The following is a 17,499-nucleotide window of genomic DNA, read 5'->3' as shown; positions in this document are numbered from 1 at the left end:
CGTTTCGCCCATTACCGAGGAGTTCCCAAAATAATTCTATAAATTTTTTTGACAGCTAACGTTCCATAATTAAAATGCGATTCATATTTAGCCTATTCCCCTACTACTCTTTCTTAAAGCTTCCCCTTCCTAAAACAACAAACTTACTACAGCACAAACTAAAATAATTGGTACACTCGCTTTATATAAATATATAAAATACTTCCAACTAAAAAGCTGTCTTGTAATTTGGTAAAACCAAATTACAAGACAGCTTCCCTTCATATTTCCTATACAAACCTTTTTACTATTTGACTCCTGCATCTTGCACAGATTCAATTTTCTTTTTCTTTCCTTCTTTTATTTCATTATAATAAGAAGGTAATTCTATATTATGCTCTAAGAAATAATCCTCAATTAATGAAATAATTACTTTCAATGTTTTCAAACGGGCGTATAATTTATCATTACTCGCGATAATATGCCATTTTGCATTCGGCTTATTTGTATTTTCAAACATGTCTTCTATTGCTTCGACATACTCATCCCATTTTTCACGATTTCGCCAGTCTTCATCTGTAATTTTCCACCTTTTAAGAGGGTTGTTCTCTCTTTCTGTAAATCTCTTTAACTGCTCATCTTTACTAATATGATAGAAAAACTTTCCTATTATGTAATGATCATCTGTTAATAGTTTTTCGAAATCATTAATTTCATCATACGCTCTCGTCCACTCTTCGTTTGTAGCAAAGCCTTCAACACGTTCAACTAATACACGCCCATACCATGAACGGTCGAATATAGTAATTTGCCCGTACTGAGGAAGTTTCCGCCAAAAACGTTGTAAATAATGATACCGTTTTTCATGAGGAGCAGGCGCCCCAATTGGATTTACTTGGAATCCACGCGGATCAAGATGTTCAGTCACTCGCTTAATTGCTCCGCCTTTACCTGCCGCATCCCAACCTTCCATAACCATCATAACGGCTATTTTCTCTTCTTTTAATATTTGCTGTAGTGCCAATAAGCGCATTTGATATTTTTCAAGTTTCTTATTGTACTTAGATTTTGATTCAATTTTTTTCGTTAAATCTACTTTAGCAAGATGCTCTTTTTCCATCAAACGAATCCCCCTTGTTATATGACAATGTTATTTTAACATATTTATTGGTAATTTTTTCTTGTTAATATCTCTTTTAACTAATACTAATACTCGTACCCCTCCACCTATATCTATCTTTTATAAGTTGGACGCTACTTTATATTAATAAATTAATCCCCCTGATATGCTTTTTCGTATCCTTTAGCAAGCATTTATTATTAATCAAAAAAAACAAAATAAGGAAACTATGCCGAAAAATCTCTACACAGTTTCCTTGTTTTTTTTAATGTGCGTGTGACATACTTGGGAAGATTAATAACGAAAAGATAGGAGCTCTATCGATTCACTTATACTACAAACGAATTACAGCCGGAATATCTCCTTCTCGTAAAAAGTAAGCAAACACTGTAAATCCAATAATTAATATTGAAAATAATGTTATTATAATTCCACCTGGTAGTATTAGAAAAATAGTATTCAAGCTACTCTTCATAGGGAAAGCAATCGAGTATATTCCTAGCAGAAGACTGATTATAGCAATAGCCACATAAACCACTACCGCATACCATGGATTGAGTTCCAATAAAACAACAGAAATAAATATATACAAAAATAACAGTTGTAGAAACATGCTGCTTCCCATACTTACTAATTCTTTCAATATACCCTCCCCTAAACTACATGGTATATTATCTTAAAAAGAGAAGATAATAACAAATAAATCCTTTAAAGAATGGGAGCTCTCTAAAGATGAAACGAAAAATATTTTCTCTCTTTGCACTAATCTGCTTAGCACTACCAATACAAGCCAGTGCATACACATTTCAATCACTACCAATTGCGTCAAAGTCTAAACAGTGGTATATCGAAATTGACAAATCTCATAACTCAAACAAGCAAGCCGTGCAGCCAAAACAAGGTGTATATGATACGTATAGTTTACTCTTAAAAAATATTGGTAATGATGTTGCAAATGTATCGGTGGAAATACTTGATAACACACCTACATCTAAAGCTACCTTTAATCCTACTTCATCTAATAACAACGTTTCAAAAAGTCATACAAGCTTTGACTACATGGTATTCCCATTAGACTTTAATAGCCATAATTTTAAAGTTGTCATTACTTGGGAAGAAAAGAATTTCTCTTACAACGGTCATCCAGTACATGAGAGTAAAAAAATGAAGCAAACATTTGTGTTTAATGAAGAGTAAGTCCTAATTTGATTAGGGCTTACTCTTTATTTACAAAACCCGATTGAATTGCTTCTGACACTTCTTTTGCAATATGTATTTTTGTAGCGTCTACACAGATTTTTTTGTCCCAAACATGTACTGAAGGCTCTTCATTAGACAAATGCTTAATTAAGATGAATCGATTATATGTCATTTTATTTTCTATAGGAGTAGCAATATACACCGTGAAATTCCTTGCTTCAAATACCTTTTCTCCCAAAACGTATTTACATCCCAACTCATGTACTACTAAATCATGTAGATTTTCTATAGTCATATACCATCCCCCCTTTTTGCCTACATAATCAATCGAACCGCCGAATACTTGGTACAGACAATGCCATTCCAATTGTTATGAGTACTAAAATAGCTAGCATTATAATTGTTATCTTTCCACCTATTACAGTAGCTAACCAGCCTACCACCACATACCCTAATGGTAATAAAGCAAATGAGCCTAACATATCAAGACTTGCCACTCTTCCAAAAGCTTCTTCTGGTACAAGCTCTTGTAAACTTGTTTCCCAAATAAGCCCAAATATCATAATACCGAATCCTTCAATTGCCATTAATCCAATTAAGGTGGGTGCCCAAGAAACGAAAGGCATAATTAATAACGCCATTCCACTTATTAAAACACCACCATACGCAAGTAATCCTCTCTTATGCCACCGCTGCCTCCCACCAAAAATTAGTGCTGCAATTACAGCTCCAGCACCAGCACCAGCCATACCTAAGCCATACACGTAAGCTTCAAAATGATGATGAACATTAAACAACCATGGAATTAATACAACGATAATGCCTGCATAACAAATATTAACGAAAGAAAAGACTAGAATAGTAATCCACAACCACGGATGGCTTTTTAGAACAAGAATCCCTTCCATAAAATCTTGTTTGTAATTGACTTTATTTCTTTCAAATTTCTGTATTTTATTAAACTTTATTTCTTTTAAAAATAATAAACATAAAAATGATAACAAATACGTTGCTGCATCTAGTCCGAAGCCTATCCCTGCAGATGTAACTGATACTATTAATCCACCAAGTGCTGGGCCAATTAATCGTATTCCTTGATTACTCATTTGCGTTAATGCATTAGCTGCATTTCGAATTTCCGGTACAAATACTTTCGCTCTTACAGCTGAATATGCCGGCTGAAATATCCCTTCCATAAGTCCATATAATGCAACAAGTACATATAAAAGTGGAATTGTTAAAATGTCCATAAATATAAGTGTTGCAAATAAGAGCATTAATATACAGCGAATTATATCTGTAAATAACATCAATTTCACCCGGTCAATTCGATCCACGACTAATCCAGCAAACGGTAACGCAAGAATATTAGGAAGCATGTATATTGCCATAGTCATTCCCATTACAACTGTTGAACCAGTTAATGAATACACAACGACTGGCAGAATAACCATCGTTATCGAACTACCTAAAGTCGAAAGTAATTGCCCAATCCATAAAAACTTAAAGTGCGGTGACACTTTAACTGGCAATAACAATTTACCGACATAACCTAAATTTTTCTCTGTTGGTATTTCTCCTTGCATATCTCTCTCCTCTTTTCAAATGATTATAGACTTTATAATGAATAACCGAAAATTAATAATATTCTATTTTAAATTATATAAGAAACTATTATGTTATGGTAAAATTATCAAAAAAAGATAAAGGAGAATACATTATTATGCCTCAAAATTCTCATAATATCGAGCACCGCATCTATACAATGTGTATGATCCAGCGAAATAATGACACTTTACTTATAAAACGCCCCGACCATCGAGGTTTTCCTGGCTACATAGCTCCTGGTGGAAAAGTAGATTTCCCAGAAAGCATATTACAAGCTGCTATACGAGAATCGAAAGAGGAGACCGGACTCCACGTTTCTAATTTAATTTTCAAGGGGTTAGACGAATATGTAAATCCTAAGGAAAATGTTCGATATATGGTATTTAACTATTGGACAGATTCATTTGAAGGTGAACTCCTTTTGAATCCTCCTGAAGGCGAATTATTATGGGTGCCAATTGATACAGCACTCAATCTTCCTATGCAAGATTGGTTTAAAGAGAGATTCCCATTATTTTTTGAAAAAGGTACGTTTGAAATTCAGCGTGTTTGGGACCAAGACTTGGATAAACAAGTTGCTATGACAATTACCCATACATAAAAAGCTTGGAATCTCTCCAAGCTTCTCTTACTTCTCCTCTATTTTCTTAATCTCATAATCAATTTCTAAAAACTTGACTCCGAATATCCACATTCTATGGTGAGCTGTTAACATTTGGTCCGCGCTCTCTTTAATGATAAATGTCTCTGCTAATGGTAAACGTATTGTAAAGAAACGAGTATATAAATAAATTCCCTCATCCCCCCTGCCATTCTCTCTTAACTTACTTGTAATGATTAAAGCATTATCATCATTGCATAACTTCAAAATACCTGTCATATTCGAATATGGTAAAGGTAATGCGATATTCATATATGTATCTTTCTTGTATGTATGCTTTGAATAAAGAGCTACAAAAATTGTCTCCCCTGCTTCATTTTTTCTTAGCCAAGCCCTTACATTCTCTCTTCCATCCTTCTCATCTATTATCCCAATGATAGAGCCATGCATCGTTTCCCACTTGCCGCCCATTCCTAAATGTATTTGTCCTACACGCTTACTCATTTTCTCATAACAAAATGCAACCGGACGGAACCAACGAGTCCATTTAATATGCGATTGTAACTCATACTCTTTTGTATTTTCATAAAAACGAATAATACTTAAAGGAATCTTCGCCATGTCAACTGCCTCACTATGAAAATCATTCATTTTATCAACTAAACCTTTGTATTCCTTGCTATCTATTAAATTTCTGTTATGTAAAAATGCTTCACCAACTGTCGCATTTCCTCTTAACCTGCTCATTGTTTTCCCGTAATATTTATAATTCGGAGTACTCTTTTCAATCATCCAACCAACAAATGCTGGTAACGCTACTCCAATTCCATTTACAACACCGTGAATCCAGACCATTTGTGCAATTGTAATCGTCATTACTTGTTTGAAATTTCCGTATGAATATATGAGTGAAAACATTATTGTTACCATAAGTGTACTGGATGAAAGAGTAAGGAGAATCTTTGCACTTATAGCATTGAATTTCGTTCTCCACACGTAAACTCCATATCCATAAATCGCACATAAATATATGAACACTGCAAAAAATTCAAATATCCTTGAGTATGTAATTCCTATCGCAACTGTCATAGGTGAAATGACTATGATAAACATAATAGCATCATATACTTTACTTCTCTTTTCTCTTTTCCTCCCTATTAAACCCGCTGATAATGGTAATAAAAACGCCGAATAATGAAAGTGTGCCGCTGTAAGTAAAACAATGTCAGAACTAAAGTGCATAATTGAAACCTTTGCTACTGAAGCAAAAAACCAAAAACCACCTAAAAACAAATAAATAAACGCACTATCTATAGCTACTTCTTCTAGAGGCTTCCATCCTCTTTCTAGCAATCTACTTACACCAAATAATGCAACGATTCCTGTATATACAAACCAAAGTAGTGCAAAGAAAAAGTGATTTGTTACGAAAGCTAGCATTGCACTAACTGCTGCAATTGGATATAAAAGCGATACAAATTTATAAGATAATAAATACGATCCATTTCTTGTTTTCTTATCAATAATGCAAAATGACATCGGTATAAATAACAAAATAGATAACAATATGATTGCTTCAACAGGATTTACATTCGACCACTCGCATATTAGAAATATAATATAACAAGCAAACCCAAATAGTATATTCTTCATCTCGTTTATTTCCTTTCCACAAATGTTCCCTTATATGAAAATAACGAACCAATTAACGGATTCCGTACTTGTACATGAATTCGAAAACATTGCAGTGCATCATCATAACTTTCAACAATTTTTGCCTCTCCATATAAAAATTTTGGTAACGGGAGTTTTCTACCAAACATATAAAACCATTGTTTCTTTGAGGAAATATGTATCCCGCCTTTTTCATCAATATAGAAATTCAATGTAGAAACGAGTATATGTGGCTCGCCAAAATAATCTACAATTTCATTATTCTCTTCATCCAACTTCATAACAGCGTTAAAATATCTTTTCTTATTATGAAAATAAAAAGTACGATTCCACCGTACAAATTCTTTCCCCTGTCCATCTCGCTCAGCGGTATTATGTATCACAAACGGAACTTTTTGCCCTCGCTCAGAGAAAAACATACGGAACTTCGATGTAATTTTTAATATTAATTTAACGAAAAAAGATCCTCCATAAATTTCATCCATTTCCCCTTCCCCAATAAAGCTATTTTCCTTTGTTATCGCATATCGTTCCTGCAATTTTGGATGAAGCCTTTTATAAGAATCCCCTAATAATCTTTCATAAATATTAACCATATACTTATCCCTTTCTCGTCCTCTTGCAATTTTTTGCGCTTGGCAAATTAGTGCTATTTATATAACCGACAATCGATAACCCTATTAGAAGAAAATTTAATGTAATCGGATTAAACGGTTGCGTAAAACTTGTGATATTCGTAATTCCTGCCGCAATTGTTAAGGCGATTAACATAATAATATGCCCTATAAATAATTTTCGTTTTGGAAGTGGCAATAGCCATATCACACCCAATATTATTTCTAGAAATCCAACTATTTTAAGCATAAAAATACTATTTTCATTCGATCCGATTAGTACAGAAAGCATCTTTACTTCTTCTGAATGAGTAAACATCAATTTCGGTACAATCCCTTGATATAACCATACGAAAGCAAATAAAAAGCAAACTAGCCAATACGTCATCGTTCTTCTAATTAGCAACTTAGGATGAAGTCCCTTTTCTAACCATAATTTTAAAGCATCAAAACTCCATGCTGTCGCCCAACCTAATAGTGGACGAAAAACATATAAATCTATCACATTTCCTATACGACCAAATCTCGTATCATAATCATATTGCGTTTCAAAATGAATATGTTCTTCATTCGGTGTATACTTCCAATAACCACGCCCTATTTGTATAAGTGATAATTGATTGTCTGTCCAAAATTTTAAAGAGGAAATGCGTTCTCCAGTTTCTTTTCTTATTTCACCTATCGATTCCCCTTCTCCGGCTATTTCAAGTCCAAATCCGATCTTTGTTTTATATAAAAACTTCTGTGGTTCTCCCTCTTTTTTTTCTAAATACGAAATCTCAGTAAAACGAGCATCCCACTCTGTATGTATATCAGGCTCTTGTGTATATGCCCATAGTTTCTCCATTGTTGTGTTCATTTCTGTGGCTACATAAATAGGCTTTTTCTTCCCCATCCTTCCACCTCCCATGCGCTATATTTTCAATGTACATGCAATGAATCGATTTTGCTACATTTTTCACAAACTAATTTAATAAAAAGATAGAATTTCAAAAAAATACAAAAAACACTTGATTCCCTGAAAAATTTAAATTATTATAAAACAAATGTTACCAACAACTTCATAAATCATACACTCTCGCCTAAAACGTGAGATAGAGGTTGCAACGCTTATAAGTATTCTAAAGGAGACAAAGAGATGTCTATGATTTTAGAGGAAAGGAAGTGTTGCCGAAATTGATAAATTTCTCTGCATTTATCAATTGGGGCTGTTTTCGAATAGAAACAGAACTGTCATATGTACAGACGTGTACGTATGAAGAGCTATCTACAAAAAAGAGATATCATTTTTATGATATTCCTTTTTTGGCGGTTTTTTTATTAGCTCCGTTTTCTGTTTCCCTTTTCCTGTAACAGCACCATCCTCACTTATTTGAGATGGTGTTTTTTGTTTTTCTCTCTGGTAACTACAGGAATATTGGGATTTGTATATGTCCTAACCTATTCTTAAAAATGGACGAAAGAAGGAATTCGTAATGGAAACGATTGTACAAAAATTTGGCGGTACTTCTGTCGGAAGCGTCGAACGCATTCAACATGTAGCAAATTTAATTATTGAAGAATATGAACGAGGACATAGTATTGTCTCTGTCGTTTCAGCAATGGGAAAAAGTACGGATAAACTTGTAGCACTTGCTAACGCTATTACTGAAAATCCAAGTAAACGTGAAATGGATATGCTCCTATCTACAGGAGAACAAGTAACCATTTCATTATTAACAATGGCACTACAAACAAAAGGTTATAACGCAATTTCATTAACAGGATGGCAAGCTGGTATTACGACAGAATCTGTACATAGTAGTGCACGGATTACTGACATTAACACTACTCGTATTCAGTCTCACCTTACTGAAGGCACGATTGTTATAGTAGCTGGTTTCCAAGGAATAAGTGAAGAAAATGAAATTACCACACTTGGTCGCGGTGGCTCCGATACGACTGCTGTCGCATTAGCTGCTGCACTAAAAGCAAAAAAATGTGATATTTATACGGATGTGACCGGCGTATATACGACTGATCCACGAGTTGTACAAGATGCTTATAAATTAGATGAAATTTCTTATGACGAAATGTTAGAGCTTGCCAACCTCGGTGCTGGCGTATTACACCCACGCGCTGTTGAGTTTGCTAAAAATCATAATGTAATTTTAGAAGTTCGCTCAAGTATGGAACAAGAAAACGGAACAATTGTAAGGGGAGAATGTAACATGGAACAACAATCAATCGTTAAAGGTATTGCATTTGAGGATAATATTACACGTGTCACAATTAAAGGATTAGAACAAGGTGCACTTTCAACAGTTTTCTCTACATTAGCAGCAGCACATATTAATGTAGATATTATTATTCAAAGTATTACAAATGAAGGAACTGTTCACCTCTCCTTCTCGATCCATTCTAATGATTTAAGAGAAACATTAGAAGTATTGGAACAAAATCAAGAAGCACTTCACTATGAATCTGTAGAACATGAAAATCATTTAGCAAAAGTATCAATTGTAGGATCTGGTATGGTATCTAACCCAGGAGTTGCTGCGAATATGTTCACTACTTTAAAAGAAGAAGATATTCATATTAAAATGGTAAGTACATCAGAAATTAAAGTATCTGTCGTTATTGACCGTCTTCATTTAGTAACGGGTGTTGAAGCACTTCATCAATCATTTATGGCGAAAATTGAACCTTTAGTGCAAATGATTTAATTTCCACCAGTAAAACTTACAACAAATTATATGAATCTATTTCCTTCCTATATAAATATAAAGCTGTTTGCATAGTGGAAAGTGAGAAAAAGGTTATTTAGTTTAAAATAAAGTCGTTTGAAGAACAATAAAATTGTTAAAAAACGGAAGCAAGTCATTCTATTCAACAATCGGGCAGTTATCTCCCACCTAACTTCCTCGCATTCGCCGAATTTTGAGGTGGGAGTCTTATTGCCCGCAAATAGCGGGATAAATTTTTACACATAAGGAGATAAAGACTATGGCAAACAACAGATTACTAAGAATGGACAATGTCAGCATCGTTGTAGAATCTCTTGATAACGCAATCTCTTTCTTCAAGGAGATTGGATTAAAACTCGAAGGGCGAGCTACTGTCGAAGGTGAATGGGCTGGTCGCGTAACTGGACTCGGTTCTCAGTGCGTAGAGATTGCTATGATGGTTACGCCAGATGGTCACAGCCGAATTGAACTTTCGCGATTTCTCACCCCACCTACTATAGCAGATCACCGGACAGCTCCTGTAAACGCCCTCGGTTATCTGCGCGTCATGTTCACCGTCGAGGACATTGACGACATGGTATCCAGACTTACTAAGCATGGTGCTCAGCTCGTTGGAGAAGTAGTTCAGTATGAGAACTCGTATCGACTCTGCTACATTCGTGGAACCGAAGGAATTCTAATCGGTTTGGCGGAACAACTCGATAACAAATAAGTAAGTGACGTTTTATAAAAGGCCTTTACTGAAATATACATTACTGAAGTAAAAATATTTGAAGAAAATTCTTATTCAATAAAACTTAGATTTTCAACCCCGTCCTAACTTTAGAACGGGGCTATACTCGTTTGAGCTTTTAAAATTAAATAACTTTATTATCATTTTACACATAGATTTCAAGACTCTATACAAACAGCTTTTTAACATATTACCTATATCTAAAAATCATTATAAAACAATTAGATTATTCGCAATACCTTTTCCTAGGAAATATAACGGACTCTTCTCACTTCTTATCATATATATCTTTCCCTTTAAATAACGAGCGAAATTCATTCAAAATAACTTTCTTCACGTCGGAATAAAAGACCATCATGAATAGCGCAGCCCCTAATAAAATCTCTTGAATTCCTTCGTAATCAATGAAAGCACTCATAATTAGCAAACCAAATCCAATATAAAAACCAAACTCATTCTCTTTCTCAAAATCCTCATCTTCTTCATCAATATGTATTTTCTCTTTAAAGTTTTGATTCCCTTTTATTAATTCATCGAGCGTAACGTTGTACATTTCGCTCAATAAAATTAAATTATCAATGTCAGGGTAACTTTTATCATTTTCCCACTTATCCCGCTTTAACAGGCACTAAATCCCATCGTAGCTTTTAAATACATCAAGGAAGCCAGATGGGATTAACTGCCTATAAAAGCCCGATTGGTTCAACTAATAATCAGTGGGATAAATCGCTCCACTGATTAAAGTTTCACTTTATACACCGCTTGCCTAGTTACCCCAATTTTCTTTGCAACATCCTCTTGTGAAAATCCTTTTGATTCTCGTAATTTTTTTAATTGTTCTCCCAAGTTCATAACGCCCCCTCCTTTAACAAATTATTACATAAAAGGAGATAAAAAAGAAAGAAACTATTAGTAACACTCACTGTAAACCAGCAGTTTACACAATAAAAAAGGGAGAGTAACTCTATTTTCGAGCCACTCTCCCTCTCACTTATATTAAAACAAATGAATGTTTTCTTTCTTACAAGCTTCACGTAAATCATCAGGCCATACAGAAGATTGAACTTCACCGATATGTGCTTTACGTAAGAAGTACATACACATTCTTGATTGGCCGATACCACCACCAATTGTTAATGGTAGTACGTCTTCTAAAATACCTTTATGGAAATCATACTCACGTTTGAAGTCTTCACCAGTTTTCGTTAATTGCTCATCAAGTGCTTTACTATCAACACGAATTCCCATTGATGATAATTCGAACGAAGCTTGTAGTACTGGGTGCCAGAATAAAATGTCACCGTTTAATTTCCAATCATCATAATCGGACGCGCGTCCATCGTGCTTTTCACCTGAACGGAGTGCATCACCAATTCCAATAATAAAGACTGCACCGTGTTCTTTCGCAATTGCATGTTCACGATCTTTCGGTGTTAATTCTGGATATTTATCTTCCAGTTCTTGAGAAGTAATGAAAACAATTTCTTCTGGTAAATACTTTCCAAGGAACGGATACTTTTCAAATAAGTGATCTTCCAATTCTTTGAATATTCCATAAATTGTTTGTACTGTTTTTTGTAAGTAATCGATAGTACGCCATTCTTTTTGAACGATTTTTTCCCAATCCCATTGGTCAACATAGATGGAATGCGTTGCATCAAGTTCTTCATCACGACGAATCGCGTTCATGTTTGTATATAAACCTTCACCAGCTTCATATCCGTATTCATGTAATGCGAATCTTTTCCACTTCGCTAGTGAATGTACAATTTCTAATTCTTCTCCTGAATGTAACATATCAAATTCAATTGGGCGTTCTACACCGTTTAGGTGATCGTTTAATCCTGATTTTTTCGTTACGAATAATGGTGCAGATACGCGGAATAGTTCAAGTCGTTTTGCTAATTGATCCTCGAAAAATGTTTTAACTTCCTTAATTGCGATTTGAGTCTCTCTTACTGTCATTAATGATTGATACATGGTGGTTTCCTCCTAAAATGTTTGGATGTTGTGAAAAGAAGCCAACAAAAAAAGCCCTTCTTTCCCAAAAAACTGGGACGAAAGACTTTGGTTCCGCGGTACCACCCAAATTAGCAACAGAGGTTGCTCACTTATACAGTACGGAGATTAAAAAATCTCGATACTGTTCTTCTTGTAACGGCGAAGTTCCCGGCTAAGTCTACTTTCCTATAAAGGATTTCGGTTAGCGACTCCAGGAGGTTCTTCATAATAGGCTTCGTATCAGGCTCACACCGTCCCTGACTCGCTTAAACTACATCCTACTACTACTCGTCCTTTCATAGTCGTTTTATTGTCACATCTCTGAAACATTTTATTAATGATTATTCTATACAAAAAATAGATAAAGTCAACAAAAAGTTTCAAAAAATTTTTCAATTCTTTATTTTATGCCTTTACCGATTGTTCTTAATATAACATTTTTATTTCCTTTGTCTCTTCAATCCAAAAAACATTTCACTAATTGAAACTAACATATATACAACAACTAGTGTGATTGTTCGAAATATAGAATCCGCAGTATTTCTTATTATTTTCATTTTCTTTATAATTCCTTTCAGTTTACTCGCAATTTCATGATATACTATAGCATTCAAGCAGTTTGTTTTTATTTAAAGCAAGCATAGTCATTTATCGATAGTATTTTTCTAAAACATTGGCTATTATCAAATCAGATTTTTTATATAACGGAGTGATCATATGAGTAAAACGAAAGCAAAACCGAAAAAAGGTGTAGGACAAGGTACAGGAAGTAAAGGATGGAACCGTTGGCAATCAAGTGCGAAAAAGAAAGCTGCAAAACCATACAAAAGTAAAGGTACAAAGAAATAAAATAAATAGTGGGAGATGAACAACTCCCACTATTTAAAGTTTCACTTTATCTCTTTACTTTGTACAAAACAAAATATAATTATTACAACAAAAAAGCTATGCTTTCATCTCTATGAAAGCATAGCTTTTTCCATATTAAATCATAAGAATATCGCGGATTTCTTCCTCCGTAATAGAAGATAACTTCTCCTCTCCCGGCTCGATAATTTCAGCGATTAAATTTTTCTTACTCTCTTGTAACTCGTGCATTTTTTCTTCAATTGTTCCATGTGCTACTAACTTAATCACTTGCACTGTATTTTTTTGTCCCATTCGATACGCTCTATCCGCAGCTTGTTGTTCAACAGCTGGATTCCACCACAAGTCGTACAATATAACTGTATCTGCACCTGTTAAATTTAATCCTGTGCCACCAGCTTTTAACGAAATAAGAAATAAATCCCCTTCTCCTTCGTTAAACCGATTGCATAGCTCTACACGTTCTTGCGCTGGTGTACTCCCGTCTAAATAAAAGTATGGAACTGCTTGACGATTTAATTCACGTCCGATTATCGAAAGCATCTTCGTAAATTGGGAAAAGATAAGAATTCTCTTCCCTGTACTTCTGCATTCCTCCAAAATTTCTAGCAGCTGATCAAATTTAGCTGAACTACCTTTATAGTCATCAACAAACAAAGCAGGATGACAACAAATTTGCCGTAGTCTCGTTAAACCAGCTAAAACCCGAATTTTATTTTTACGTAACGTATCTTTATCCAAATGTTTTAACGTTTCTTCTCTTAACTTTGCTAAATAAGCTGCGTAAAGCCTCTTTTGATCTGGTAAAAGTTCTGATGATTGTAAGTGCTCTATTTTTTCTGGGAGTTCGTGTAATACATCTCCCTTTAACCTTCTTAACACGAAAGGTTTTACCCGCTTCGCAATATCTTCACGTCTTAAATCGCCGAACTCTTTTCTTCCCGGTAATAATTCTGGGAAGACGACGTGGAAGATAGACCATAGCTCTTCTAATGAATTTTCTACAGGTGTTCCTGTTAATCCAAAACGGTACTCCGCCTGCACTGTTTTTACCGCTCTTGCAGTTTGCGTCGTATGATTTTTAAATGCTTGTGCTTCATCAAGAAATAGCGTATGAAATGGCTGCGCATATAACCTTATATCTCTTCTCAGTAAAGGATATGACGTAATGACAACATCAAATTTCGTTATATCTTTTAAAATTTTTCGGCGCTCTGCTTGATTTCCATCGGCAATAACTGCTCTAATATGTGGAGCGAATTTTTTCAACTCGCTAAGCCAGTTGTAAACGAGGGACGACGGAGAAACAACTAATATAGGCAGTTTCTTCTCTCGAATTTCCGGCAAAACAGAGTCTATAAAAGCAATACTTTGCAACGTTTTCCCCAGTCCCATATCATCAGCTAAAATGCCGCCAAAACGATAATAGGCAAGTGTTTTCATCCACTGGAATCCGTATGTTTGATACTCTCTCATTATCGCATCTAAGCCACTTGGCACCGCAAACTTCAGCTTTTTAGGGTTTTGAATGTTCTCTACCAATTCTTGAACGGACTCATCTAAACTTAATACGTTTCCTTCTTGCAGTGAATTCATCCATTTCACACTACGAATAAGAGGGACATCTATTTCTTCGCCCTTTAAAAATTCTTTTCGAATACTAGATTCTTTTATAAACTGATTAATATCATTAAACTCTTTACTCTCAAGTGATAGTAGAGCACCACTTGCTAAACGATAATATTTTCGTTTCTCCTCAAGAGCGACTAATACCCCTTTAATTTCTGCCTCTGGAATACCTTTTATATCAAAGCGGAATGATAACCAATCAATTCTCTCTTTCCTTCTAACTCTTATAAGAGGAGCTGTGTCTCCCTTATGAATTCGTAATTTGATGGCTGACGTCGCATAAATATCAACTAAACCTTTTAACGTTGGAACAGCATGATATAAAAAGTTATACTCAGCTTCTTCATTATGCATAAAATAACCGCCTTCCGTTTTCGCGAAGGCACTTTCACTCATAATTTCTAAAATCTCTTTTTCCTTTTTCTCATCACGATTAAAAACAGATGGCTGCCCATCCTCTTCTAACGGATTAATCACGACGTTTCCATAATGAAATTCGAGACCTGCTAACAAACGATTTTTCACTCGATCTAAATACAATTTTGCTTTTAGCGAAGGCGTTTCCACACAATCTGATACTACCTCATCTATTCGCACAGTTCCTAGCTTCATTAACCCTGGTACAACTTTTGCTACAAAGTGCTCCATCTTATCTGCTGGAATATACAATTGGTTACTACTAGAACGATTCATCATTTTTTGTAATTCGATAAGCCGCTTACAATCCTCAGCGTTCAACTGATACAGTTTCCCTCCAAATAGAGCATAACTATACGTATCCATTACTTCTACTTGTTGTAAGCCGTCAATATAAAGTGTAAACCCACCGTTACTTCCTTTATTAAACTCAAAATGTAAAGGAAGTAGCCCTTTTGAAATTTGTAAACCGTGAAAAGATTTTCCATCTTGATTAAGTCCCACAAACTCAACTTTAGAAAGTAAAGAAAGCATATCCTTCCATGAAGCTGGCGGTATTAAAATCATACTATCATCTTGTTTTGCATGTACTTCCAGTGTATCCTCATACATTTTTTCATTATGATAAATTTTAATGAGCTGCTGAATAATCGCATCCGTTTCTTGCTTAAAGCTATGTACATCCGGTGTATATGTAAATTTATTCGAACAATTATAGGACTCTCTTTTCTCCACATTGGAAAGAAATTCTCTAATATGATTTACAAAATACATCTTGGCGAGTTTAAACTGAATACCTAGCAGTGCCCCACCATTTTTCGTAACTACTGGCGTACATATAAATTCAACATGAAGTATTTCACGTGTATCAAAACGGTGTTGTTTACTTTTTGGTCTTAATGGTTTTTCTGCAAATAAATGAAACATCCCGCTTGTTAATTGATCATTTCCACTCATATTTCCGCTACTAATAGGCACCATTCCACCGGTTTGCTGATTATAATTTATTTGTATCAATACTGCCGCAACATGTTGACAGTATGTTTGAAAAGACGCTAACGAAGGACAACTACATTTCGCAACAACATCACCTTTTTTAGCTTTTTCTACTGTAACATGAAAATCTTCGTTCCCTTTTACCGTCGCTTCGCAAATTTCTTTATTTTCATCATAATGATTTATTATTACTTTATTTGATTTATAATAAGCTTCGCCTCTTTTATATGAGGTTTCTCCGCATACTTCTTTAATAATCGATTTATTTAATGTAAAACCCATTGTTTTGACACTTCCTTACTTTAAAACCAGTTTCTCTTAACTAACATTTTACATGCTCCAAGAGAAAATATAAAATGTAGATTTAATAAAAAAAGATGCTTGTATATAAGCACCTTTTTTCACTCTATCTCCATCAACCTTTTCGCCTCAAAATACAACACTTGAATAAATTTCTTCGTATTAATTCGTATATGGCCAGAAGTTGCTACTTCATCCTTTGTCATTTCTGTCATTCGTTTTCTAACTACAGTGAAATCAAAAAATTTCGGAGCATAGCTTTCAAATTTCGGATTTGAAAAGTCTGTTAATCCAAGGGAAGCTAAGTGATTTAACGATTGATAAATCGCTCTACGTACCCTTTGTTCAGATGCTTTTCTCTCCTTATCTATATCTGCATCTGAAGCTATATTCTCTAATTTTCTTATAGTTATATGGTGAAAGATATCTTTTAGCGCAGGAAATCCAAATTCAAACGTTTGCTCTTTTTCTTGTCCATATAAATATTCCAACATACTAAGTAAATCTTTACTTCCATTCTCTCCCGCAATACCGAGTTCTGATAATAAATAGCGCCCTGAATCTGCTATTCTTTTTCCTTCCTGCATTGGCTCATTTCGAACTTGCGGCTGTTCCCACTTAAAAACGTTATTCAATGATTTTTGAATATCATGTATAGAGCGCTCTAAACGAATACGTTCCATTACTTTACGTACAACAGATATAACCTCAATTTTATTTAATGGTTTTGTAATATAATATTCAACACCAAGTGTATACGCCTCACCAATAAGCTGTTTCGATTCAACTTGAGAAATCATGATGATTTTCCCTGAAAAAGAGGATGCAATATGGCGAACTGTTTCAATCCCATCTCGCATTGGCATTAATAAATCAATAAATAAAATATCTACTTTTTTAAAATTTAGTTGATTTGCTTCAATAAAAGCTCCATCTTCCGACTCTCCAATTACTTCCCCAAGATCGCCATCTTCAATAATTTGTGAAAGCATGGAGCGGAAAACTTCATCATCATCTACGATATAATAAAACAA

At 34.6% G+C, this 17,499-nt stretch carries 16 protein-coding genes, 1 pseudogene, 1 riboswitch and 1 other annotated feature; of the genes and pseudogenes, 5 read left to right on the top strand and 12 right to left on the bottom strand.

Annotated features, from left to right (window positions below; genetic code table 11):
• Positions 1-286: 286 nt before the first annotated feature.
• The gene (locus QCI77_RS09120; protein ID WP_016103118.1) at positions 287-1,099 is read right to left on the bottom strand and encodes a polyphosphate kinase 2 family protein; all 813 of its coding nucleotides are present in this window, start codon (positions 1,097-1,099) and stop codon (positions 287-289) included.
• A 334-nt stretch (positions 1,100-1,433) separates the two neighbouring features.
• Entirely contained in the window at positions 1,434-1,742 is a 309-nt protein-coding gene (locus QCI77_RS09115; protein ID WP_012260722.1) for a hypothetical protein, read from the bottom strand.
• 89 nt (positions 1,743-1,831) lie between these two features.
• Between QCI77_RS09115 and QCI77_RS09110 the strand changes: the two genes are divergently transcribed.
• Positions 1,832-2,296 (top strand): hypothetical protein, encoded by a 465-nt coding sequence (locus tag QCI77_RS09110; RefSeq protein ID WP_002086342.1) that lies wholly within the window; start codon positions 1,832-1,834, stop codon positions 2,294-2,296.
• Between the two features lie 19 nt (positions 2,297-2,315).
• Here the strand turns inward: QCI77_RS09110 and QCI77_RS09105 are convergent, their stop codons facing one another.
• Together QCI77_RS09105 and QCI77_RS09100 are read right to left on the bottom strand one after the other, a co-directional pair.
• Entirely contained in the window at positions 2,316-2,594 is a 279-nt protein-coding gene (locus QCI77_RS09105) for a hypothetical protein (RefSeq protein WP_353824792.1), read from the bottom strand.
• A 28-nt stretch (positions 2,595-2,622) separates the two neighbouring features.
• Complete coding sequence (locus QCI77_RS09100; RefSeq protein WP_353824791.1) at positions 2,623-3,885, bottom strand: MFS transporter; 1,263 nt, start codon at positions 3,883-3,885, stop codon at positions 2,623-2,625.
• A 137-nt stretch (positions 3,886-4,022) separates the two neighbouring features.
• Here QCI77_RS09100 and QCI77_RS09095 point away from each other — a divergent pair, with 137 nt between their 5' ends.
• A complete protein-coding gene (locus tag QCI77_RS09095) occupies positions 4,023-4,508 on the top strand; it encodes an 8-oxo-dGTP diphosphatase (protein ID WP_353824790.1) in 486 nt (161 codons plus the stop codon).
• Between the two features lie 27 nt (positions 4,509-4,535).
• On the opposite strand, the gene QCI77_RS09090 is transcribed toward QCI77_RS09095, so the two are convergent.
• The 3 genes from QCI77_RS09090 to QCI77_RS09080 are packed head-to-tail and all read right to left on the bottom strand — an operon-like array spanning position 4,536 to position 7,691.
• A complete protein-coding gene (locus QCI77_RS09090) occupies positions 4,536-6,161 on the bottom strand; it encodes a YndJ family protein (protein ID WP_353824789.1) in 1,626 nt (541 codons plus the stop codon).
• Between the two features lie 5 nt (positions 6,162-6,166).
• Entirely contained in the window at positions 6,167-6,778 is a 612-nt protein-coding gene (locus tag QCI77_RS09085) for a DUF4166 domain-containing protein (protein ID WP_113769384.1), read from the bottom strand.
• Between the two features lie 4 nt (positions 6,779-6,782).
• Complete coding sequence (locus QCI77_RS09080) at positions 6,783-7,691, bottom strand: DoxX-like family protein (RefSeq protein WP_078184290.1); 909 nt, start codon at positions 7,689-7,691, stop codon at positions 6,783-6,785.
• 192 nt (positions 7,692-7,883) lie between these two features.
• Positions 7,884-8,070, top strand: a riboswitch (Lysine riboswitch).
• 201 nt (positions 8,071-8,271) lie between these two features.
• Between QCI77_RS09080 and QCI77_RS09075 the strand changes: the two genes are divergently transcribed.
• Together QCI77_RS09075 and QCI77_RS09070 are read left to right on the top strand one after the other, a co-directional pair.
• Entirely contained in the window at positions 8,272-9,501 is a 1,230-nt protein-coding gene (locus QCI77_RS09075; RefSeq protein ID WP_002126737.1) for an aspartate kinase, read from the top strand.
• Positions 9,502-9,781: 280 nt separating this feature from the next.
• Positions 9,782-10,234, top strand: a complete 453-nt coding sequence (locus QCI77_RS09070) for a VOC family protein (RefSeq protein WP_113769387.1) — start codon at positions 9,782-9,784, stop codon at positions 10,232-10,234.
• A gap of 289 nt (positions 10,235-10,523) precedes the next feature.
• Here the strand turns inward: QCI77_RS09070 and QCI77_RS09065 are convergent.
• From QCI77_RS09065 to asnA, 3 genes and pseudogenes are all read right to left on the bottom strand, one after another.
• Positions 10,524-10,865 (bottom strand): annotated as a pseudogene (locus QCI77_RS09065) (helix-turn-helix domain-containing protein); the annotation flags it as partial.
• 128 nt (positions 10,866-10,993) lie between these two features.
• Entirely contained in the window at positions 10,994-11,107 is a 114-nt protein-coding gene (locus QCI77_RS09060; protein WP_002031128.1) for a helix-turn-helix transcriptional regulator, read from the bottom strand.
• Between the two features lie 144 nt (positions 11,108-11,251).
• Positions 11,252-12,235, bottom strand: a complete 984-nt coding sequence (asnA, locus tag QCI77_RS09055) for an aspartate--ammonia ligase (protein WP_002126735.1) — start codon at positions 12,233-12,235, stop codon at positions 11,252-11,254.
• Between the two features lie 70 nt (positions 12,236-12,305).
• Positions 12,306-12,565, bottom strand: a binding site (T-box leader).
• Between the two features lie 408 nt (positions 12,566-12,973).
• Between asnA and QCI77_RS09050 the strand changes: the two genes are divergently transcribed.
• Positions 12,974-13,105 carry a DUF3934 family protein gene (locus tag QCI77_RS09050; protein ID WP_000047589.1) on the top strand — a complete coding sequence of 44 codons (132 nt, stop codon included), beginning with the start codon at positions 12,974-12,976 and terminating at the stop codon, positions 13,103-13,105.
• Positions 13,106-13,240: 135 nt separating this feature from the next.
• On the opposite strand, the gene QCI77_RS09045 is transcribed toward QCI77_RS09050, so the two are convergent.
• Positions 13,241-16,447 carry a DEAD/DEAH box helicase gene (locus QCI77_RS09045; RefSeq protein ID WP_113769389.1) on the bottom strand — a complete coding sequence of 1,069 codons (3,207 nt, stop codon included), beginning with the start codon at positions 16,445-16,447 and terminating at the stop codon, positions 13,241-13,243.
• Positions 16,448-16,566: 119 nt separating this feature from the next.
• Complete coding sequence (locus QCI77_RS09040; protein WP_340780062.1) at positions 16,567-17,499, bottom strand: response regulator; 933 nt, start codon at positions 17,497-17,499, stop codon at positions 16,567-16,569.

The sequence above is a fragment of the Bacillus cereus group sp. MG9 genome, assembly GCF_040459995.1.
GTDB classification, from domain to species: domain Bacteria; phylum Bacillota; class Bacilli; order Bacillales; family Bacillaceae_G; genus Bacillus_A; species Bacillus_A mycoides.
This window is presented reverse-complemented; position numbering and strand designations above follow the sequence as displayed.